Source organism: Flavobacterium sp. Root901, from assembly GCF_001429765.1.
Classification (GTDB): domain Bacteria; phylum Bacteroidota; class Bacteroidia; order Flavobacteriales; family Flavobacteriaceae; genus Flavobacterium.
Window position 1 is genome coordinate 555,460 of sequence record NZ_LMJB01000006.1, and the last position, 20,946, is coordinate 576,405.

Below are 20,946 nucleotides of genomic sequence, written 5' to 3' on the forward strand. Positions count from 1 at the left end.
TTTGCTGCTCTCTCCAAAGGCCTAGTTTAATAGCGGCAAATATAGCAATAATTAAATTATTATGAAAAAATTTTTTATGTTCGCAATTGTAGCTCTACTTGTGAGTTCTTGCCAAAATGATGATTCTTCTGCTGATTCTTCTTTTTCTATTAAAGCTGCTGGGGCTGACTACAGCGGATATCCTGCAACAGTACAAACTGTAAGTGGTGATATCACAACAAACACAACGTGGACAAGTAACAAAGTTTGGGAAATTAACGGAGTTGTACGTGTAAAATCGGGAGCTACATTAACAATCGAAGCCGGAACTTACATTAAAGCAAAACCTCTTGCTGCAGGTGTTGCTACAGGAGTTCTTGTAATTACAAAAACAGGGAAAATTAATGCACAAGGAACTGTAAACGCTCCAATTATCTTTACAAGTTACAACTTGTTAGATGGAAATGCTTCTACAAAAGCAACTCCGGGAGATTTTGGCGGAGTTGTAGTTTTAGGTGACGATCAGGTAAATAACGGATCTGTTACTAACGTAATAGAAGGATTAGGAGACCAGCCAACTGTTTCTGATTTTTACTATGGTGGTTCTAACGCTTCTCACAATGCAGGTACAATTTCTTATGTTCGTATCGAATTCGCAGGTAGAATCTTAGATGCTGCAACTGGAGTAGAGATCAACGGTTTAACTTTTGGTGGAGTTGGGGCTCTTACTACAGTTAATCACGTTCAGGTTTCTTACGGAAGAGATGATTCATTCGAATTTTTCGGAGGAAGAGTAAATGCTACTCACTTAGTTTCTTTCGCACCAGACGATGATAACTTTGATTTTGATTTAGGATACACAGGATCAATAACAAAAGCTATTGCACTTGCTGACATTAATTCTACTCACAGTACAAGTGGTACAGCACCAAACTTAAGCCCTGATTCAAACGGAATTGAGTTAGATAACAACGCTGGAGGTACTAGTACAACTCTTATTACACGTCCTGTTGTTTCTCAATTATCTATCATTGGTATTAGCACTCCTACAGGAGCTAACTCTTATGAAAACGGAATCCACGTACGCAGATTAGGACAAATCGCTCTTACAGATGCTACTGTAACAGGATATAACAAAGGTATTTTCTGGGAAACTCCATCATTACCATCAGCATCTTCATGGTCAGGATTATCTATTCACGGATATGCAAATCCAGTATTGCCAACAGGAACATCTTTAGGTTTAGGAAATGCTACATCTACAGTAAACCCTGGAACAAAATGGTCTTTAACTCAGCCATTCTTTAATGATGCTGCATTAGACTTTACAGGTGCTACGGGTGCATTCAAAACAGAAGCACTTTGGACAAACACATGGACTAAGTTTACAAATTTCTAATTGTCAGGTTAAGAATATTTAATTCAGCATGGGCAGCATTTCTGCCCATGCTTTTTACAAATAAAATATGAAAAAAATTATACTATTATTTATAGTACTCATGATTACTACTGCTTCATCTGCCCAGTTTACTATTTGGGAAGATGATTTTGAGGATGGTGACGTTTCAGACTGGACTTTGCTGGATAAAGATGGCAACAGCAGTAACTGGAAAGCCGGAAAAAATATTCAGCTTGACCCCAATACCGGTGCTATTATTGGTGGAAATATCAATATACTGGGAACTTACAATATTGATCTCAACTCGGGAGCACCGCTTGAAACAACAGAACAAAACTGGGCTTTTACAGCTCCAATAGATTTGTCATATTATGACGGAAAAATCGAATTGAATATTACAGCACAAACCGCCATTTATGACGGAACAAGAAACCTTTTAGTTTACGGATCGACTTCGCCAGATCCTGCATCGGCAGTACTTTTAGGAACCATTAATCTGGTTAGGGAAACTATGCTGGATGCAGAATTTAAAGATTATACGGTAGATATCACATCTTTAGTGGGAAATCAGACCGTTTATATTTCATTATTAACAGAAAATACCAGTTTTGTCGGATACGAAGTAGACAAAATATGGATTACTGCCGAAGCTTTATTAGGAGTAGATGATTTTGAAAAAAACAATTCTGTAAGATTAAAACAAAATCCCGTTGCCCAAAATTTAGAATTAGAAATAAACGATCAGTTTTTAAACGATAATTTTTCAATGAAAATTTATAATTCGGGCGGAATTTTAGTCAAAGATAATTTAGATATAAAGCAAAACACCGAAGTAGGTAATCTGTCTCAGGGAATCTATTTTCTTATCGTATCGAATGATACCTTTTCTAAAAAAATAAAATTTATTAAAAAATAAATAAAGTAATTATTGCCGAAATGAAATTCGAAATAATTATAAAGACAAACTTTAATATGAAAACTAAGATTGCAAAAATACTTTTATTTTCAATTGTACTTGCCTTTTGTCAGGCCTGCGTAAATGACGAAATGATTCCTTACTATGAGAAACAGCAGCCTGGAAAAGTTGTTATAAGGGCTTATAATGCACAAAAAGATTCTATCCAGATTGCCGTAGACGGAAAAATACTGAAAGAAGGAAAAGTTGATGCTTACATAAAAAAAATTTCCAAAGAGCACGAATTTGTATTTTACGGAGATAAAGACAAAGTGGTTGAAATTACAAACAAAGCAACGAAACAACTTATTTATTCGTATAAACTAAATACCGCGAAACCTGTTGACACGATCTCATTTTATACAAAAGAAGAGATATGGGTTGAAAATGTTTTGAAAACAAAACCGGGTAAAATAACACAAACAGGGTTTGCCGGATTTAAGTTTATATTTCCAACTTTAAATAAATATTCTGCAAGCGGTTACACCGGAAAACTGGACGGAATAATGCGTAAAGTAAACGGAGAAGTGGTGGGAACAGTAAAAAATATTGGTAAAGATTCTTATAGCGATTTTATAGAATTTCCGGCGAGCCTGCCTCCAATTATTAGAATGGAACTTGTAAAACATAACACTACTGAATCTTATATTTCAGGTAAACAGGTAATTACAGTAATGCTGATGACCTCAAACAAATCGAGATTAATTGTGCTCGATGAAAGAAAAGATGCCAATGGAAAATTTTCAAACGTTGATGCCAGCTTGAATTTAGCAGATTATTTCGACTTTTAAATTCAGAAAACATTTTGTCACAGCTTTGTATTAAGTACATCAATCTAAAAAGAGTATAATGAAATATCATTTACAGGCCAGGCTGTTCTCATTTTTATTTTTTGCGTTATTGCTTATCTCATGTGAGAATGAGGAGCCGGTACTATATGATGAAAATTCAAATGAGTATGTAAACGATTGGATGTACCAGCAGATGAAAAGGTATTATTTGTGGAATAACTCCATAAATAATCAGGGCAGTTTATCCTTGAATCCAAAAGAATATTTCAGCACATTATTAAAGTCTGATGATATTTATTCGTTCGCACTGCATCCCGAACTGCCTGAAACTGCCCCGCAAAGTCTCCGGCGAAAATTTGGATTTGATATGTCTTTTATTGAATTTGAAGGCCAGTATTATGGTGTAATTTTATATGTGCTGGAAGATTCTCCCGCAAAAAGAAGCGGCCTGCAGAGAGGACAATTTATAACTCAGGTGAATGGCCAGAAATTGAAATCTGAAAATTTTGATGCTTTATATAATAAAATGATTGCAGCAAATCAGCTGGATTTAAATGTGATTTTATATACTCAAACAGGTTTTTCAGATCCAAAAACAATTTCTGTATCACAAGGATTTACTTTTTCGCAGCCCATTGTATATAAGGTAATTGAAGAGAAAAACACTAAAATAGGATATGTTGAAATCCCGCATTTTGATGTTGGGCAGGCACAGGAATATTTGCAGGTTTTTCGGGAATTAAAAGCTGAATCCATAACCCAGCTCGTTTTAGATTTAAGATACAATGGAGGAGGAGATGTATCGTCTGCAGCAGCTTTAAGTATAATTCTGGCTCCGAATATTAAAGCAGCTGATATTTTTATAAAATTTGAAGGAAATGCGAATGGAGGAAATGTTGAACAGTCTTTTTCAGAAGCATTAAAAAGTAATGAATCTGCAGTAAATTTTGAAGTTTTGCGAACTGCTCATCCATCCATTAATAAAGTTTATATTTTATGCGGAAAGCGCACCGCATCGGCCTCAGAACTTATTATCAACAATTTAAAGCCTTATATGGAAGTGATTACGATTGGCGAAAAAACATTTGGTAAAGATGTAGCAGGATTTCCCATAGAAGATGACCGCATTCCGTCAAAAAGAGGCTGGATATTATATCCTGCAATTTATAAATTATTTAATGCCAGACATGAAGGAAATTATTCTAAAGGAATAGAGCCGGAAATAAATATAAACGAATTGCAGCAGCCCGAAATATTTAATTTGGGTAACAGTTCTGAAATTTTATTAAGCAAAGCATTAAATAACATATCCGGAAATACAAATAAAACAAAGGCAGCGTCATTGAGAATATTGCCATCAGCCGCAGTGAGCAGTGATATTGATCCGCTTTTGCAGGTTAAACCATAAAATTATTAAATACTTTGACCGTTTCATATGCAGGGAATAGACAACATAGAACATCGTAAATTGATACAAATATTTGAAAAATATAAATATGAAGCTGCCGCACTAAAAGCAGCATCAGAAGAAGATGCGAAGATTTGCCGAAACATGGAAGAACTTGATGTTTTATACAACTGTTTTAAAGTTTTACTCAGCGAATTGCAAAGATGCACAAGAGAATATGAAATGAAGAAAAAATCAACCCGAAGTATTATTCATAAAAACTTGCGTAAAATAAAAGCTGAGGTCGAAAAGAAATCATAATATTTTGACAAACAAAATATCAGTTTGATGTACTTACTTTGGTTTTTATCTGTCTGACAGCCGTTCTGAGTTTATTAGTCTGAGGTTTTATTTTCTTAATCTGCTGCAGGCAGTCGTTCAGTAAAGCTTTTATTTCCAGATAAGAAGCATTTTGAAAGGAACCAATATTTTTTTTCAGTTTTTCGATATGGTTTCCTGCTGTTATTAAATCTGTTTCAACAGTTTTTAGCAGACCAATTTCTATATTTTTATTTTTTTTGTAATAATGGATACAATTGTGAAGGTCCTCAATTTGTCCGGTAAAATCAAAAACAGCTTTTTTAGAAACGGCTCTGCTGTAGTAATAAGAAAACTCCAAAGGATTAAATTCAATTACCTTATCAAAATCTTCAATTGCTTTATAATGATAATCCAGTTTTTGAAAACAACTTGCCCTTAATTCATAAACTGTCGAATCAAATTCAGAATTGGCGGCATTGTCCAGATGCAGGATAGCCTCCTTAAAACGGCTTGTTAAGTAGAGCTGTTTCCCTTTCTCTAAATTAACTTCTTTAAGGTTAGATTTAAAAAACCGGCCCTTAATTTTTGTTTGTAAAGTGACGAACCATTTCATATTTTTTAATTTAGGTGGTCAGATTGTGCAGCAGCTGCTATTTTAAAGATGGGGATGCTAAAGTTAATAAAAAATTAATACACAGAACATTATAATTTAAAATTGCAACTTTTAAATTATAGCAGAAATTTTAAAAACAGCGTATTACTTCGCTTTCATATGAAATAAATTAAGCTGTCTTCATTTGAGTATGCTTTATGCAGCAGCAATTTCTACATAAAATATTGTTTTATACTTAACCAAATATACTTCCCTAACTTTTTTATATAAGCATAAACTGCTTTATTATGTTAAAAAAAATGAATTATTCTTTTTTGCATATAAAAAATTGACAAAAAAACAGTAAAATCTATTTATGTTATTATTATTTGGAATAAATACAAATAATTTGGTTTATTTTAACACAACATATAAATTTGCGTTATTAAAAATAATTCTAAATAACCATGAAATTAAAAATACTTCTTTCGCTATTGAGCGTTATGCTGCTAACTTCTGCAGTATCATTTGCACAGACAGGGACTATAAGAGGAACAGTTACGCTTTCTAATGATGAAGCAGCTGACAATATCTCTGTGGCACTTAAAGGAACAAAGATTGGAACTGTTACAGATGCTCAGGGAAACTATGAGATCAAAAACATTAAGCCGGGCAGCTACACCTTAAGGGTTTCAGTAGTAGGATTTTCACCAAAAGAAAAATATCTGACTATTGCTTCGGGAAATAATCTTGTTGAAAACTTTACCCTGATCACAACATCTGAAGCGCTGACGGAAGTATTTGTAAAAGGAAATGCAAATAAATATACTAAAACAGAAAGCCAGTATGTATCCAGAATGCAGGTTAAAAATCTTGAAAATTCTCAGGTATATAACGTGGTGACTAAAGAATTAATTAAAGACCAATTGGTAACAAATCAGGATGAAGCTTTGAAAAACGTTCCGGGTTTATACCAGTTATGGGCAGCAACCAACCGTGCAGGTGACGGATCTTCATGGTATTCATTACGTGGATTTACTACACAGAGTTTGGTAAGAAACGGTCTTGCCGGAAAAGTAAACAGTAATACTGATGCTGTTAACCTGGAAAGAATTGAAGTTATAAAAGGGCCTTCTGCCACACTTTTTGGAAACGTAGTTTCTTCATACGGTGGATTAATCAACCGTGTGACTAAAAAACCTTATGAAACTTTTGGCGGTGAAATCTCATACCAAAACGGGAGTTATGGTTTTAACCGTTTAACGGCAGATATTAATACTCCGGTTAATGACGACAATACAGCATTATTCAGATTGAATGCTGCTTTTGGAAATGCAAATACTTTTCAGGATTTTGGTTACTCAAAAAGTTATTTTATAGCACCGTCTTTCTCTTATAAAGTAAATGATAAATTGACTATTTCTATTGATGCTGAGGTAGGAAATCAGGACAATTCAGGAATGCCTTTAATTTACCTTCCTTATGGCGTCTCTATTGCTGATTTAGGAGTAAGCAATGCTAAAGATCTTGATTTCAACTTCAAAAGATCATTTATGGGAGATGAATTCATTATGAATACTAAAACATTAAACGTATTTGCACAGGCTTTATATCAAATCTCTGACGAATGGACTTCACAGTCTGTATTTAGCAGCAGTTCTAATAAAGCAAGTGGTTTGCAAACATGGTTTTACCTTTTGCCAAACCAGCAGATTTCAAGAAATGCCTGGGATGCAAACGGAAGAGACAATGCTATTGAATTCCAGCAAAACTTTAATGGTGATTTCCACATCGGATCTATGAGAAACCGCTTTTTAGTTGGTGGTGATATCTATTATGGTTCAAATAACTTAGTTTTCAAAAATTTACCGGGCTATGCTGCATATGATGTGATAAATTATACGGGAACAGCAGCCAATTATTATGATTTTAATCCAACCAATGTAAGAAACAGACTTGTTGGTGATGGTGCAAATTATGTTCCGTATACTAGTAACAGCTCTATATCTACTTACAGTGCGTATGTTGCAGATGCAATTAATATTACAGAAAGATTAATTCTTTCGGCAGGAGTACGTTTTGATCATTTTGAAAATCAAGGATCATTTGACCCGGCTGCAAATACAGAGGCAGGGACTTTTTCTCAAAATGCATTCTCTCCAAAATTTGGTGCTGTTTTTCAAATCTTAAAAGATCAGTTATCTGTGTTTGGTAATTACCAGAATAGTTTTAAAAACGTAGGATTTGCAAGTGCAAATGTTGGTGGAAATCTTGAATTGAAACAATTCGATCCGGAAAGAGCAAACCAGTTTGAGGTAGGTTTTAAAGCAAATGCATTCCAGAACAAATTAAGTGCTACAGTTAGTTATTATAACATCAAAGTAAAAGATATCGTAACTGCTGATCCGAATTTCCCAAATGCTAACGTACAAAACGGAACTCAATACAGTAAAGGTTTTGAATTAGAGCTAACTGCTAACCCAATTCCCGGATTCAACTTACTTGTTGGTTATGCAAAAAATGATTCTGAGTTAAATAATTTAAGACCCGTAACTGCTGGACCTGAAAATTTAATTAATTACTGGTTTAGTTATAACCTTCAGGCAACAAAACTGAAAGGATTAGGTTTAGGTTTTGGAGGTAACTACGGAGATGCAACAAACATTTACGATAGCGGAACTGAAACTTTTGCACTTCCATCTTATTCTGTGGTAAACGCTGCATTATACTACGATCAGCCTAAATACAGAATATCTTTAAAAGCAAATAACCTTACAGACGAATTATATTTCAATGGTTATACAACAATCAACGTTCAGGCTCCACGTACATTTATGGGAAGCGTAACGTATAAATTCTAAGTAAGTTTTAGAAATAAATGAGATATTAAAAAGGCCCGGACATTAGTTCGGGCCTTTTTTTGCAGATACAATGCTGTAAAATTTAATTCTGATTCTGACCATTAAATTTTGTCATTGCTTCTTTTGTTACAGGCGTAAAGAAATTGACAAGATTACCATCCGGATCGCGAAATAAAAATGATTTATTACCCCACGGCATTATTGCAGGGAGTTGAACAATCTTGTTTTCAAGATAATCAGCCAGTCTTGTGTAATCATTTTCGACATCATCAACTCTGAATTCTATAATCACACTGCTGTTTTGAGCTGGTTTTGCAACTTCATCGCCGCCAAAAAACTGTAATGTTTTAGTGCTTCCAATAGCTAATGTTGTAGTTGGTGTTTTAAGTTCTGCAAAGTCCGGCGTATATCGTATGGCAGAGAATCCGGTAATCTGCTCATAAAATTTTACTAATTCTTCTAAACGCTCAGTAATAATGCGAATTGATACTAAATTCATATCTTTATTTTTTAAGTTACAGAGCAAAAATAATCGGGGTTGTGACAACAGTTTGTCAGGAGCTATTGAGTTTTTGTTATTTTACTTCAATTTTAATGTAATAAGCAAATAAAAATTATGGTAAACGATTATAAAAAACATGATTTGTATGGTAAAACTTTAATTCAGAAAATTGAATTAACGCCGCCGTTTCAATTTGATTTTCCGGTTACAGAACAGGCTTGTTTTTTATATATGAAAAAAGGGGAGATGCAGTATCAAATAGAAGACCAGCAGGTGGATATTCCAACCCATTATTCGTTATTGCTAAATTGCATCAATTCCGGAAAACAGATTTACAATTCTGCCTCAAAAACAAATTGCGAAATTGTCATTGTTACTTTCTATCCCGAAATATTAAAGAAAATATACGACAGGGAACTTCCATTACTGCTGCAGAAACCTAAAAACGCCATCTCAAATATATCGAGTCAAAAAATAAACAACGATTTTTTAATTCAAAAATACATTGAAGGATTATTGTTTTATTTTGAAAACCCATCACTGATAAACGATGATATATTAATAATCAAGGTAAAAGAGATTATACTTTTGCTTTCGCAGACACAAAATTCAGAATCGGTTCAGCTGATATTGTCGCAGCTTTTTTCGCCGGCAGCTTACACTTTCAGGCAGATAATCGAAGCAAATTTGTTTTCGCAGTTCACTATCGAAGAGCTGGCGCAGCAGAACAATTTGAGTGTTTCATCCTTCAAACGTGAATTTGCAAAAATATATCACGATACGCCTGCCAATTATATTAAAAATAAAAAACTCGAAAAAGCTGCCGAATTACTGGTGCTTTCTAATCAGAGAATTACTGAAATCGCATTTGACTGTGGTTTTAATGATCTGGCAAATTTCACCAAAAGTTTTACCAGTAAATACAATGTTAGTCCAACACTTTATCGCGAAAAAAACCAGCAGTAAACAGATGAACTAAATTGACAAATAATTGAACGAATTGACAAAACCATTCCTTTTGATAAAATATAAGTTTGCAAAGTAATTTTCAAACCAATTAAAATTAAAAGAAATGGGATTATCAGCTTTAGGAATTTTTCACACTGTAATAGGTGTCGCGGCAATTATTGCGGCTTTAAGAGATTTTATCAAATATGGCAAAATCAATTTGAATACTGTATCCGGTAAAATATATTTTTACGGAACAATTGTAACCTCGGTAACTTCACTGGGTATTTCAAAACATGGCGGATTTAATCCGGGACATGCTTTTTCAATCTTTATTATTCTTTTGGTATTGGGAGCTTATTTTCTAAATGCAAAAAGAAAAAACAGCAGCAGGGCGCGTTATTTTGAAAACTTTTGGCTTTCTTTTAGCTTTTTTCTGTCTCTTGTTCCTACTGTAAATGAAACTTTTACGCGCGTTCCGCTTGGGCATCCGCTGGCAAAAGACATAAAAGATCCTGTTATCGGGAATACACTTCTTGTTTTGCTTTTACTGTTTATTGCAGGTTCGGTCTATCAGTTTATTAAACAAAAGAAAAGTAGTAAAGCCGTCGCAGCTTAAATAAAAATCAGGTTTCTGAAAAATGGTTCGAAACCTGATTTTTATTTTATGAGATTAAAAAACAGATGTTTAAGTTCATTATGTAAGATAAATAAATAAAAAAAGAGAGTTTTATGTAAGATATTGATTGATTTATTAGATTTGTACTACGCACCATAAAAATCTTTTATTATGCCCATAATTGAACAATCAGAATATCATTTTCCTTCTATTATTCATCGCAACAGGCACATTTCGACTATTTATGCTGCTTTGTTTAAAAAATTTGATGCGCCGGAATATACCAGGGAAAAGCATGAATTAAATGACGGAGACTTTATTAATATTGACTTTATTATAAACGATCCTAAAAAGGCTGTTATTTTATGCCACGGTTTAGAAGGAGATTCACGCAGAACCTATGTCAACAGCTGCGCTGCCTATTTTCAGGAAAAGGGTTTTTCAGTTTTTGCATGGAACAATAGGACCTGCGGAGGAGAAATGAACCGGCTTCCAAGACTTTATCACCATGGTGCTGTTGATGATCTGGATGAAGTGGTTCAGTTTGTATTAAAAAAAGGTTTCGAAGAGGTTTATTTAATTGGCTATTCGATGGGCGGTGTTCAGCTGTTAAATTATTTTGGATGGACAAAAATTGATAAGCGCATAAAAGCTGCCGTTACGATCTCTGTGCCTACACATATTGCGACAAGTGCAGCAATACTCAAACAGGGTTTTAACCGGGTTTATTTAAAGAATTTTACAATTGATATTAAACGAAAACTTAAACATAAGGCCATACAGTTTCCTGATTTTATAAACCGTGACCAGATTGATAAAATTTCTTCTTTTGATGAAGTAGATCAGTATTTTACAGCGCCATTGCATGGTTTTGCAAGTCGTGATGATTATTACCAGCGCGTTTCGCCTGAATTTTCACTTAAAAATATTACAACTCCGGTTTTGATTATTAATTCTCTTGATGATCCTTTTTTAGGCGAAAGATGTTACCCGAAAGATATAGCACAAGACAGCGCATATGTTTACCTTGAAACGCCTAAGTATGGCGGACACTGTGCTTTTCCGCTTCGGGATTCCATTCATTCTTATGCAGAGAAACGAGCGTATAGCTTTTTCAAGTCGTATGCAAATGCCTGATTTGGTTAAATAAAGTTTATTCGAAATTTTTTCTCAAATTAATTATAGTCTGATTAGGCGTATCTAAATTGACAAAACCTGTTCTTGGACGATCCAGATCTAAAGTAAAAAGAATAACTAAAGATACTAAAAGACAAAAACCAATTTGCACTAGCCAGTCAATTTTGCCTTTTCTGCCTTCAGAATAACCGCCGTAAAATGCAATAATCATAGCCAAAAAAAACAGCATGACTAAAATGCTTTGGGGTACTTTTGCTTTTTCGCCTGCCAGACGTGTAGTGGTCACATCAATCATATCATTTAATGCCGGAATCATTTGCTGTATCGCAGCCAGATGAACAGGATCTTTAGAAAGTGCGGCTGCACGTTTCCACAATTTAGCCGAAATAATCTGCGATAAACTGTCAGCTTTTAAAACGCCTTTTTCATCTGCACCAACTTCATAATAGGTTATTCTTTCTTCTACATAATCTTTAAAATCCTTTCGAAATAAAGCTCTGGTTGAATCCGGATATAAATCGCTTCTTAATATTGCGGTACCAATACTGTTTGCCTCATCTATAACAACCTTTCTTCTGGAATCATAGCGATCGCCGCTCATGCCAAATGTAAAAGCGAGTAAGAAAAAAAGCAAAGCAATTAGTGATGAAGTTTCGGGTAATTTTTCTTCGACAGTTGTTTTTTTCCGAATATAATCACCTGTTCGTTTTCCGAAATAAGTTGAAATAAGCATTACCACAAAAAGTGATAAAGCGATTATCCAGGTGTGTTCTAACATATCTGTATTCATTTAATTGAGAAATACGTTTTTAACCTCTCTCAATATTAATGATTTATTTTTATATACAGAAATGTTTAAAAATGAATTAATTACATTAAAAAAGTCCCGGTTTCCTCTTCATTGTTTTCTTCTTCTTCCCAGTCATTTTCATCGTATTCTGAATCGAAATCATCTTCAAGAAAATCTTCCAGTTCTCCAAGCTTTAAGTTGTAGTGATTTGAGCTTGCCAGTTTGTTTGCAAAATTGGTTTCAAGATATTCGTCATAATTTAATAATAACTGTTCTTCGTAAGATGTCATATCACCTGAAGTTTCATCGGATATGTAAAGGTAATTTTGAGACTTCATAATAGTTGAGTTTATTAATTGTAAAAGAATGAATCTTTGTTTTTAATAGATATTCTTAAAAGTACAGTTTTCAGTATTGTAAAGTTTTATATAATTTTCTCAGGTACTTGTCAAATTTTCATTTATGGGAATTAAATATAATTATTACAGACTTTGTTTAGGTTTTGTATAATCTTTTCTTGTTTCAGGTTATAATATGCAACCAAATTATACGGCAGGCTAGTCTCAGATCTTCATAACTTTATATACCATTAGATGAAATCAGTATTAAAAAATCGGAATATTAGTTTCAGCTATTAATTCATTTTTATAAAAAATTGAAATTATGTCTTTACCTGACGAGCTATACAATGTAAAATTTGCAGAATATTTTGAAGCGATGAGAAAAATGTATTTGCTTGACGATCGTTTCAGGATGATTTGCGATGATTACTGCAAAAACGTTGTAAATGTGAAAGTTTGTAAGGAAAAAATTGAGAAAAAAATACGAGAACAATTGAATTCTGAAAATATGGCAAAAGAGCTGGAAGAGGAAATACTATTTTATATCGTAAGAAACAGCAGTTAAAAAAAAAACTTCCAAATGTTTCTTTTGGAAGTTTTCTAAAATATTTTCTTTGGAAATTTAAAATAACTCAAGCTGGTTATTTGGGTTTGAAGGTTTATTTTTAGGAGGTTTTGCATGACCAAAAATTGTCCTTCCGCCATATTTATACGATTCGTCCCTTTCTTTCTTAATCAGTGCATCGAAGTTAGAATTGGGCGTAAAGTTTTCTTCAGCTTTTCTGGAGATTTCAGATAATTTTTTTATCGCTTCAATTTTATCACTATTTCCAATTTTAGCACGATTAATTGCTTTTTGAAGCGTATCAATGGTTTCGTCATAAATTTTTACGGGAACAGGAAACGGATGTCCGTCTTTTCCTCCGTGCGCAAAAGAAAAACGTGCCGGATCTTCAAATCGGGTAGGAGTGCCGTAGATTACTTCGCTGACGAGTGCCAGTGACTGTAAAGCTCTTGGTCCCATTCCTTTTAAAAGCAGGAGTTCTTCAAAATCTTCGGGTTTATTTTCGTGCGTTGCCCATAACATCGCGCCCAGTCTTTTCATGTTCACATCTTCTATTCTCACATCATGATGTGAAGGCATAGAGAGATATTGCATTTCCTTTATAATTTTTGCAGGAGATTCTCTGGTCAATTCTAAAATACCTTCTCTTGATTTTAAAGCAGCCTGAGCGGTAAGATTTAAAATAGTTCCTTGATTTTCACCATAAATAAAAGTGTGGGGTTCATTAATAAAAGATTTCAAATCTTGTGAATGCCAATGGTAACGTCTCGCAGTTTTAGAATCTGGATTCATTCCCTGCTGAATTACCGCCCACTGTCCTTTATTATCAACAATAAAATTATGCTGATAAAGCTGAAATCCGTCCTGAATGGCTGTATTGTCTACCTTGGCGGTAAGTCTGCTGCAATTGGCAAGACCGCTGCCGTCAAGACCTGTTTTTTCTCCAACCATTAAAAGCTCCTGAGGCGTTAACATCGAATGTTTTCCTTTGCCTCCGCAAATGTAAATTCCCAGTTCTTTTGAATGTGGATTAACGGATTTTTTTAAAGCTCCCAACACCGAAGTAGTTATTCCGGATGAATGCCAGTCCATTCCCATAACGGCACCAAAACTCTGAAACCAAAAAGGGTTGCTAAGTTTACTGATTACCTCAGAAGTAGAAAATTCCATGGCAATAGTTTCTACAATTGCAAAGCCCAGTTTCGACATTCGTTCTGAAAGCCATAACGGAACCTGCCCATAATGCAGTGGAAGATCAGCAGTGCCGGAACGTTTCATACAGAGTTTATTTAATGCAAAAATACTAAAAAATGCTGTTAATAATTATTTGTATAACAGACTATTAATTAGCACTTTTTTATATTTATTTAATTTGTAAAGGGCTCAAATCTGCATCGGCCGGACCGTTAATTACTGTGCCATCTGTTGCAAATCTTGAACCGTGGCAGGGACAGTCAAAAGATTTTTCATCATTATTCCACTGAACAATGCAGCCAAGATGAGGGCAAACTGCAGAAAAGGCTTTGAGCGTATTATCATAATCACGGTATACCGCAATTTTTTTAAGATTTGAAGATATGATTCCGCCTTCGCCTGCACCAAGATCAGCTGTATTTTTTAAATCAGAAGTCGATATCCAGTCTAAATACTGAGCAGCCATATTAACTGCTTCTTTTGCAAAATCAAAACCTGTTTTAAGAGTAATTCTCGATGGGCTGTAGAGATCTTCCCATTTATTTTTATTTCCGGTAATCGCATCAGAAATTATTCTGGCGCCTATAGTTGCATGTGTCATACCATTTCCTGAATCTCCGGTAATGATATAAATATTATCATCTCCGGGATTTTTACCCATAAAACCAAGTGAGTCTACAGGTTCCATAACCTGACCCGACCATTTGTATGATGCTTCTTCAAAAACCGGAAAATGACTGCGTGTCCATTGTTCGAGTTTTTCATATCGTGTAAATTCAGAGACTCCTTCTTCATCTGCCTGACCTGTTTTATGATCTTCACCCCCCGAAATTAAAAGGTCGTAATTCTCATCGAAATTTTCGACTCTTACATAATGATAAGGCTCAGAAACCCATTTAGAATCGGCATCTCCAGTATCCCACCACAAAGCATAAGGAAGACTGCCTTTTGGAATTTTTCCGGCAACAACATAAGTTCTGTAAGCAGCTTGTTTAGTGTGCATGGTTACAACGTCATTAACAGGAGAATTTGTTGCCACTACAATACTATCTGCTGTAAAATCAAAACCGTTTACTACAGCACCTTTTTTTGAAATTTTTTCTGCATGCGCTTCGGTATAAATCTGGCCGCCTAATGATACAACTCCCTGCGCAAGTCCGCTAAGATAATTCAATATATGAAATTGTGCCTGATTATAAAATGCCAGACAAGGCGTTTCTTCACCATTTGCCATGGCAGGAGTGCTTTTTAAAATTCCTGTGTTGAGTCCTGCGTTTTGAGTAGCTTCAAATTCTTTTTGCAGATTTTTTTCTTTATCGCTCGGATGCAGGAAAAGATAACCATTTACTCTCTTAAAAGAGCAGTCAATATTTAAGTCGTTTACATTTTTCTCAATTTCGGCAATAGCTGCAGTATGGCTTTCTGCCGCAAGTTTTGCGCCGTCTTTGCCAAAGGTATCTTCCAGAAAATAATAGCGGTCGTCTAATGCACTGGTAAGATGTGCGGTCGTACGGCCGGTTTCTCCGCTGCCTATAAAGCCATCTTCAACTAATACCACTTTTTTTCCTTCTTTTAAAAGGTTATAAGCTGTTGTTAGTCCGGCTATTCCGCCGCCAATAATCAATACTTCAGTCTGAATATCTCTGTCCGGCTTTTCAAACCCGGTAATTGGAGCCGAATCGATCCAGAATGAAACATTTTCTCCTGAAGTAATACTTCCATCATTTAATTTTTCATCTGCATTTTTCATATTTGCTTTTTTTAGATTATTGAAAATTAGATTCTTAAAATTAAAAATCTAATATTTTACTGCATTACAAATAATCCGGAGAAATTTATATGATTGCCAGTTTACGTTATTTTAAAAACAAAAACCTTAAAGCATGAATTATGCTTTAAGGTTTTTTATGTGAAATATAAAAGAGTTTTTAAGTCTTTAATTATTCTGCAGCTACAATATTAATAGCATTTAGTGCTACATCATTTAAAAGACAATCTGCTTCTTTTTCTTCTGCAAGTGTTTGTGTTAATAATTTTGCAGCATCATTTTCTCCAAGTGTTTTAGCAAAAGCTGCCAGGGTTCCGTAAGTTGCAATTTCATAATGTTCTATTTTTTGAGAGGCTGCAATAATACCAGCGTCACGAACTGCTCCCGGTTCTGTTTCTTCAAGAATGCTGTCTCCTTCTTTTAGTAATCCGGCCATTGCTTCGCATTTTTTTCCTTCAGCTTTTTCACCCAATAGTTCAAAAACTTTTTCAAGCCTTGTTACCTGATTTTGTGTAATAGCATGATGTTCTTTAATTGCAGAAGCCAGACTTCCGTCTGTAGCATTGGCCTGCATTTTTGGCAAAGCATTTACTAATGCATTTTCTGCCCAGTAAATATCTTTCAGACTATCAATAAATAATTCTTTTAATTCTGATGCTGCACCACTTGCAGGCTGTACAATTGGCTGTTTGGTGCTTTTATCTGAAGTTTTTGTATTGCTTGGTTTTTCTGAATTTTTCATAATTCTATTTTTTTTGATTTAATTGTATAAGTTTGGTTCACGATCCCAAAATCTGTGTTTTTCCATTGCAGAGATAAAGTCACTAACAAATTTATCGCTTGCAGCTTCTTCAGTTATAATAAGTCCCTGATCTTCATTTGTGATCTTAGAGGCAAAAGGTGCAGCACTTAATACAGCACCGGCTTTTCCGTCGGCACCTATTACTTTGCAGTGTTTGTAAGCATCATTTAAAAATTCATTTACTTCGTCACTTTCTGCAAGAACGCTTAATCCAAGTCCGTCCGGAATATAAACAGCATCAAATAATACAGATGAAGCAGTAAGGAAACTAAAATCTACATGAATTTCTGCATCGGTATCAGAAATAACAGCACCTAAATGCGGCGCTATAATACAGCCTTTAGCATCTTCTTTCAATAAAGCTTTTTTCATGTTAGATACCGCAGCTTCAGAAACTCCGTCAGAACAAAGTATTGCAACCTTTCGGGATGCGATTGTTGGTGAGTTTGTTGGGTTTTTAAGCATGCTCAATGCATCAGACGACTGAACAGATTGTTCTACCGTTCTTGGTTCGTGTTTACCATTTTCATTTTCTGGAGAAACGCCATGATTTATAGGAGTTTCTAAAATTGGCGGTACCGTTGCCCCAAGTCCAATAGCTACTTTTTCGGCAAGTTCCCTGTCCACTTGAGATAAAAGCCCGAGCATTCTTACTCGAATAGCAGTAGTCTCTACTTTTCCAAGTTCAAAACGAAGTGCTTTTACAATATGGCTTTTTTCTACAGGAGTCTGGCTGTTAAAAAATAGTTTTGCCTGACCAAAGTGATCGTTAAAACTTTCGCTTCGTTCTCTTATTTTATGAGCGTCTATACGTTCGTTAAAACTATAGAATCCGCCTTCGGCAATTTTTGCCTGATAAGGACATCCGCCTCCAAGAGAATTAGGATGATAACTTACACGTCCCATATTGATTTCCTGACGCATATGTCCGTCGCGCTGATTGTTATGTACAGGCGCTACGCTGCGGTTGATAGGAATTTCATGAAAGTTTGGACTTCCCAGTCTTGAAAGTTGTGTATCTGTATAAGAAAATAAACGTCCCTGTAGTAAAGGATCATTTGAAAAGTCAATTCCTGGAACAACATGTCCGGGATGAAAAGCGATTTGTTCTGTTTCTGCAAAAAAGTTATCAGGATTTCTATTCAAAACCATTCTTCCTATAATTTTGACAGGAACTAATTCTTCCGGAACAATTTTAGTTGAATCAAGAAGATCAAATTCATATTTGTTTTCATCTTCAGTTGGAATAATCTGTACCCCTAATTCCCATTCCGGGAAATTACCGGCTTCAATAGCTTCCCAAAGATCCTGTCTGTGAAAGTCCGGATTTTTACCTGAAATTTTTTGGGCTTCGTCCCAGGCAACGGCGTGAGTTCCTAATTTAGGTTTCCAGTGAAACTTCACAAAAGTTGATTCGCCTGCTTCATTAACTAATCTGAATGTATGTACGCCAAAACCTTCCATCATTCTGTAACTTCTCGGAATAGCACGATCAGACATTGCCCACATAATCATGTGCATAGATTCCGGCATTAGTGATATAAAATCCCAAAAAGTATCATGCGCAGAGGCAGCCTGCGGAATTTCATTGTGTGGTTCTGGTTTTACAGCATGAACAAGATCAGGGAATTTAGAGGCATCCTGGATAAAAAATACCGGAATATTATTTCCTACCAAATCATAAATTCCTTCCTGAGTGTAAAATTTAACAGCAAAACCACGAACATCACGGGCCAGATCAGTAGATCCGCGGAAGCCTGCCACTGTCGAAAATCTTGTAAAAACAGGAGTTTTAAGACCTTTTTCCTGCAGGAAACCTGCTTTTGTTAATTCCGGGATTGGATTAGTTACTTCAAAAAATCCATGTGCGCCGGAGCCTCTTGCATGTACAATTCTTTCCGGAATTCTTTCATGGTCAAAATGGGTAATTTTTTCCCTCAAAATAAAATCTTCTAATAAAGAGGGGCCGCGTTCACCAGCTTTTAATGAGTTGTTGTCATCATTTATTCTGACACCCTGATCGGTAGTCAGAAACTTATTGGTGCCGTCTGATTTATTGATCAGCAGATCTCTCTGCTTTTCATCCTGCAAATTTTTCATATGAGGTAATGTTTATTGGTTAAAAATAAATCTGAAATAAAGTGTTAACTCAGCACTAATAAGCTGAATTAATTTTCAGACATCCAAATTTAAGCTTAGTATAGGGGACACAGTTACAGAATTTCCTGACGATATTATACAATTATAAAGTCTAAGTCGCTGATATTTAAAATACTATTTTAATTTTAGGATAATAATGTAATAAGAGATTATAATTTTATAAGTATTTGATTGAAAGTGCTGTTACTTTTATTTTATAAATATTGCGGTAACAATTACATACACAGCTTTTTAAATATATTGGTTTGAATGTTAGACTAGAAGATGAGGGAATATAGAATCAAAATGATATTACGATAAAGATGATACACTGTATCATCCTGTTTGATTATTTAATGTTTGACCTGCGGCAGCTGATGCCGCAGGTTTTTTTATGTTTTTGAAATAAAATTTTATTAAAAGCAGTAATATTTAACTTTTAATTAAAAAAAAATATTTTTCTAAAAATCAAGCAATTACTGGGAGTTTGGAAGATTTAAAAAAATATTACAAAGAAAAAAATGCCACTAATGTTCTTTAATTCAAATATTTATAATATATTTAACACATGAAACATGGGAATTATGTAAAATTTGTACATAATTTTGCAAGGTTAAAAATTGATATCGAATAAGTTTGATTTTTGGCAAGCAACCCCAATCTGCTGTTAACTAAATTTTACTGGCTGTTTATGAGAATATTTTTTATAGCATTGCTTCTTTCTCTAAGTTCCTTTACTACCTACAATGTAACGGATAAGAAAGACCTACTTTCTGAAGTTGAATTAGTTCGTCTTAACGACCACGTCAACGAGATTAAATCTTTTACTGCTGCAAACCACGGTTACAGCAAAAAAGTAGCTTTCCTGTTAGATATGAAAATTAAATCAGGGAAAAATCGTTTCTTTGTTTATGATCTTGAAAATCAAAGAATAATCGATCAGGGCCTTGTGGCACACGGATCAGGATCAGAAACAGGAATAAAAGGCGATATATTGCAATTCAGCAATCAGCCAAATTCTAACTGTTCTTCACTAGGACGCTACTGTATTGAGAAATCTTACAATGGTGTTTTTGGAAAAGCTTTCAGATTAAACGGTTTAGATCAGACAAATAACAATGCAATGAAAAGAGCTATTGTCCTGCACCGTTATAAAGAAGTTCCGGATGAAGAAAAAGAATATTACATCATTAACAGTCACGGTTGTCCAATGGTTAGTGAAGTATTCTTTAAAAGACTTGAAAAAATCATAGACAGCTCCGATTCAAAAATCATGCTTTATATGTATTATTAATATTATCGATGAAAAAAATATAAAAAAGAGCTTATTAACTAATAAGCTCTTTTTTATTTTAGAATATCCTGAAATATTATTTTTTATTTTCAAGCTGTACCTCAAATTTGCCATAATAAGGATTGTCAGCCATTTGAGAATGTCCAATAACCAAAATGTTATTTCCTTTTTGTCTGAGATTTAAAGTTAAGTCTGCTCCAAAAGGTCCGTCTGAAGATTTATCAGGAAAAATAATTTGATTGAAACGAATGTTTCCTCCGCCTGTTGGAGTAATAATTTTCCCTTTTAATTCGCCCGGATTTTCATTTTTGAATTTAACATACACTCTCGGATGAATAGAATCTATTATTCCCTTAGCAATAAAAAGCCCAATTTCATTCTTAACATCCATCACAATAGTGTCGCCGGTTTGTTTGTTTACTTCTTTAACTTCCTCTGTTTTTATTTCCTTTGTTGTAATTGAATCTGACATTGGAACGGGAAGACTTTTGTTTTCTTTTTGCTGGCATGAGAAAAAGAAAACGGATAATATAATTATAGATAGATTTTTCATAAAAAATAT

Annotated in this window: 20 protein-coding genes; 11 read left to right on the top strand and 9 right to left on the bottom strand. The window is 34.5% G+C overall.

Annotated elements, in window-relative coordinates; translation table 11 throughout:
* Positions 1-76: 76 nt before the first annotated feature.
* The 5 genes from ASE21_RS11835 (at position 77) to ASE21_RS11855 (ending at position 4,832) form a co-directional block, all read left to right on the top strand.
* Positions 77-1,378 carry a hypothetical protein gene (locus ASE21_RS11835; protein WP_242410263.1) on the top strand — a complete coding sequence of 434 codons (1,302 nt, stop codon included), beginning with the start codon at positions 77-79 and terminating at the stop codon, positions 1,376-1,378.
* 67 nt (positions 1,379-1,445) lie between these two features.
* Complete coding sequence (locus tag ASE21_RS11840; protein ID WP_057122873.1) at positions 1,446-2,294, top strand: T9SS type A sorting domain-containing protein; 849 nt, start codon at positions 1,446-1,448, stop codon at positions 2,292-2,294.
* A 56-nt stretch (positions 2,295-2,350) separates the two neighbouring features.
* The gene (locus tag ASE21_RS11845; RefSeq protein WP_057122874.1) at positions 2,351-3,124 is read left to right on the top strand and encodes a hypothetical protein; all 774 of its coding nucleotides are present in this window, start codon (positions 2,351-2,353) and stop codon (positions 3,122-3,124) included.
* A gap of 58 nt (positions 3,125-3,182) precedes the next feature.
* Positions 3,183-4,532: a S41 family peptidase gene (locus ASE21_RS11850; protein WP_057122875.1), complete on the top strand. Its 1,350-nt coding sequence runs from the start codon at positions 3,183-3,185 to the stop codon at positions 4,530-4,532.
* Positions 4,533-4,592: 60 nt separating this feature from the next.
* Positions 4,593-4,832: a hypothetical protein gene (locus ASE21_RS11855; RefSeq protein ID WP_242410264.1), complete on the top strand. Its 240-nt coding sequence runs from the start codon at positions 4,593-4,595 to the stop codon at positions 4,830-4,832.
* A 19-nt stretch (positions 4,833-4,851) separates the two neighbouring features.
* On the opposite strand, the gene ASE21_RS11860 is transcribed toward ASE21_RS11855, so the two are convergent.
* Entirely contained in the window at positions 4,852-5,445 is a 594-nt protein-coding gene (locus tag ASE21_RS11860; protein WP_057122877.1) for a hypothetical protein, read from the bottom strand.
* Positions 5,446-5,891: 446 nt separating this feature from the next.
* Between ASE21_RS11860 and ASE21_RS11865 the strand changes: the two genes are divergently transcribed.
* Positions 5,892-8,285 (top strand): TonB-dependent receptor, encoded by a 2,394-nt coding sequence (locus tag ASE21_RS11865; protein ID WP_057122878.1) that lies wholly within the window; start codon positions 5,892-5,894, stop codon positions 8,283-8,285.
* Between the two features lie 82 nt (positions 8,286-8,367).
* Here the strand turns inward: ASE21_RS11865 and ASE21_RS11870 are convergent, their stop codons facing one another.
* On the bottom strand, positions 8,368-8,784 hold the full coding sequence (locus ASE21_RS11870) for a VOC family protein (RefSeq protein ID WP_057122879.1): 417 nt from the start codon (positions 8,782-8,784) through the stop codon (positions 8,368-8,370).
* A 117-nt stretch (positions 8,785-8,901) separates the two neighbouring features.
* Here ASE21_RS11870 and ASE21_RS11875 point away from each other — a divergent pair, with 117 nt between their 5' ends.
* The 3 genes from ASE21_RS11875 to ASE21_RS11885 all read left to right on the top strand — a co-directional run bounded on the left by ASE21_RS11875 (position 8,902) and on the right by ASE21_RS11885 (position 11,491).
* Positions 8,902-9,753 (top strand): helix-turn-helix domain-containing protein, encoded by an 852-nt coding sequence (locus ASE21_RS11875; protein WP_057122880.1) that lies wholly within the window; start codon positions 8,902-8,904, stop codon positions 9,751-9,753.
* Between the two features lie 106 nt (positions 9,754-9,859).
* Positions 9,860-10,354, top strand: a complete 495-nt coding sequence (locus ASE21_RS11880; protein WP_057122881.1) for a hypothetical protein — start codon at positions 9,860-9,862, stop codon at positions 10,352-10,354.
* A 171-nt stretch (positions 10,355-10,525) separates the two neighbouring features.
* On the top strand, positions 10,526-11,491 hold the full coding sequence (locus ASE21_RS11885) for a YheT family hydrolase (RefSeq protein ID WP_057122882.1): 966 nt from the start codon (positions 10,526-10,528) through the stop codon (positions 11,489-11,491).
* Between the two features lie 16 nt (positions 11,492-11,507).
* Here the strand turns inward: ASE21_RS11885 and ASE21_RS11890 are convergent, their stop codons facing one another.
* Together ASE21_RS11890 and ASE21_RS11895 are read right to left on the bottom strand one after the other, a co-directional pair.
* Positions 11,508-12,269: a hypothetical protein gene (locus ASE21_RS11890; RefSeq protein ID WP_157848777.1), complete on the bottom strand. Its 762-nt coding sequence runs from the start codon at positions 12,267-12,269 to the stop codon at positions 11,508-11,510.
* Positions 12,270-12,361: 92 nt separating this feature from the next.
* Complete coding sequence (locus tag ASE21_RS11895) at positions 12,362-12,619, bottom strand: hypothetical protein (RefSeq protein WP_057122884.1); 258 nt, start codon at positions 12,617-12,619, stop codon at positions 12,362-12,364.
* A gap of 325 nt (positions 12,620-12,944) precedes the next feature.
* On the opposite strand from ASE21_RS11895, the gene ASE21_RS11900 reads away from it, so the two are divergent.
* Positions 12,945-13,187, top strand: coding sequence for a hypothetical protein (locus ASE21_RS11900; RefSeq protein ID WP_057122885.1), 243 nt, complete (start codon positions 12,945-12,947; stop codon positions 13,185-13,187).
* A gap of 57 nt (positions 13,188-13,244) precedes the next feature.
* Here ASE21_RS11900 and ASE21_RS11905 read toward each other — a convergent pair whose 3' ends face one another.
* From ASE21_RS11905 to ASE21_RS11920, 4 genes are all read right to left on the bottom strand, one after another.
* Complete coding sequence (locus ASE21_RS11905) at positions 13,245-14,465, bottom strand: DUF763 domain-containing protein (RefSeq protein WP_057122886.1); 1,221 nt, start codon at positions 14,463-14,465, stop codon at positions 13,245-13,247.
* Between the two features lie 85 nt (positions 14,466-14,550).
* Positions 14,551-16,131, bottom strand: coding sequence for an FAD-dependent oxidoreductase (locus ASE21_RS11910; protein ID WP_057122887.1), 1,581 nt, complete (start codon positions 16,129-16,131; stop codon positions 14,551-14,553).
* A 190-nt stretch (positions 16,132-16,321) separates the two neighbouring features.
* Positions 16,322-16,891 (bottom strand): ferritin-like domain-containing protein, encoded by a 570-nt coding sequence (locus ASE21_RS11915; protein ID WP_057122888.1) that lies wholly within the window; start codon positions 16,889-16,891, stop codon positions 16,322-16,324.
* Positions 16,892-16,909: 18 nt separating this feature from the next.
* The gene (locus tag ASE21_RS11920; protein WP_057122889.1) at positions 16,910-19,051 is read right to left on the bottom strand and encodes a catalase; all 2,142 of its coding nucleotides are present in this window, start codon (positions 19,049-19,051) and stop codon (positions 16,910-16,912) included.
* A 730-nt stretch (positions 19,052-19,781) separates the two neighbouring features.
* On the opposite strand from ASE21_RS11920, the gene ASE21_RS11925 reads away from it, so the two are divergent.
* Entirely contained in the window at positions 19,782-20,384 is a 603-nt protein-coding gene (locus ASE21_RS11925; protein WP_057123187.1) for a murein L,D-transpeptidase catalytic domain-containing protein, read from the top strand.
* Between the two features lie 76 nt (positions 20,385-20,460).
* On the opposite strand, the gene ASE21_RS11930 is transcribed toward ASE21_RS11925, so the two are convergent.
* On the bottom strand, positions 20,461-20,937 hold the full coding sequence (locus ASE21_RS11930) for a hypothetical protein (protein WP_057122890.1): 477 nt from the start codon (positions 20,935-20,937) through the stop codon (positions 20,461-20,463).
* Positions 20,938-20,946: the final 9 nt, after the last annotated feature.

What these genes read in the sequence shown, in the direction of transcription:
- ASE21_RS11835 (WP_242410263.1), top strand. Translation starts at nt 77, where the DNA reads ATGTTCGCAATTGTAGCTCTACTTGTGAGTTCTTGCCAAAATGATGAT.
- ASE21_RS11840 (WP_057122873.1), top strand. Translation starts at nt 1,446, where the DNA reads ATGAAAAAAATTATACTATTATTTATAGTACTCATGATTACTACTGCT.
- ASE21_RS11845 (WP_057122874.1), top strand. Translation starts at nt 2,351, where the DNA reads ATGAAAACTAAGATTGCAAAAATACTTTTATTTTCAATTGTACTTGCC.
- ASE21_RS11850 (WP_057122875.1), top strand. Translation starts at nt 3,183, where the DNA reads ATGAAATATCATTTACAGGCCAGGCTGTTCTCATTTTTATTTTTTGCG.
- ASE21_RS11860 (WP_057122877.1), bottom strand. Translation starts at nt 5,445, where the DNA reads ATGAAATGGTTCGTCACTTTACAAACAAAAATTAAGGGCCGGTTTTTT.
- ASE21_RS11865 (WP_057122878.1), top strand. Translation starts at nt 5,892, where the DNA reads ATGAAATTAAAAATACTTCTTTCGCTATTGAGCGTTATGCTGCTAACT.
- ASE21_RS11870 (WP_057122879.1), bottom strand. Translation starts at nt 8,784, where the DNA reads ATGAATTTAGTATCAATTCGCATTATTACTGAGCGTTTAGAAGAATTA.
- ASE21_RS11875 (WP_057122880.1), top strand. Translation starts at nt 8,902, where the DNA reads ATGGTAAACGATTATAAAAAACATGATTTGTATGGTAAAACTTTAATT.
- ASE21_RS11880 (WP_057122881.1), top strand. Translation starts at nt 9,860, where the DNA reads ATGGGATTATCAGCTTTAGGAATTTTTCACACTGTAATAGGTGTCGCG.
- ASE21_RS11885 (WP_057122882.1), top strand. Translation starts at nt 10,526, where the DNA reads ATGCCCATAATTGAACAATCAGAATATCATTTTCCTTCTATTATTCAT.
- ASE21_RS11890 (WP_157848777.1), bottom strand. Translation starts at nt 12,269, where the DNA reads ATGTTAGAACACACCTGGATAATCGCTTTATCACTTTTTGTGGTAATG.
- ASE21_RS11895 (WP_057122884.1), bottom strand. Translation starts at nt 12,619, where the DNA reads ATGAAGTCTCAAAATTACCTTTACATATCCGATGAAACTTCAGGTGAT.
- ASE21_RS11900 (WP_057122885.1), top strand. Translation starts at nt 12,945, where the DNA reads ATGTCTTTACCTGACGAGCTATACAATGTAAAATTTGCAGAATATTTT.
- ASE21_RS11905 (WP_057122886.1), bottom strand. Translation starts at nt 14,465, where the DNA reads ATGAAACGTTCCGGCACTGCTGATCTTCCACTGCATTATGGGCAGGTT.
- ASE21_RS11910 (WP_057122887.1), bottom strand. Translation starts at nt 16,131, where the DNA reads ATGAAAAATGCAGATGAAAAATTAAATGATGGAAGTATTACTTCAGGA.
- ASE21_RS11915 (WP_057122888.1), bottom strand. Translation starts at nt 16,891, where the DNA reads ATGAAAAATTCAGAAAAACCAAGCAATACAAAAACTTCAGATAAAAGC.
- ASE21_RS11920 (WP_057122889.1), bottom strand. Translation starts at nt 19,051, where the DNA reads ATGAAAAATTTGCAGGATGAAAAGCAGAGAGATCTGCTGATCAATAAA.
- ASE21_RS11925 (WP_057123187.1), top strand. Translation starts at nt 19,782, where the DNA reads ATGAGAATATTTTTTATAGCATTGCTTCTTTCTCTAAGTTCCTTTACT.
- ASE21_RS11930 (WP_057122890.1), bottom strand. Translation starts at nt 20,937, where the DNA reads ATGAAAAATCTATCTATAATTATATTATCCGTTTTCTTTTTCTCATGC.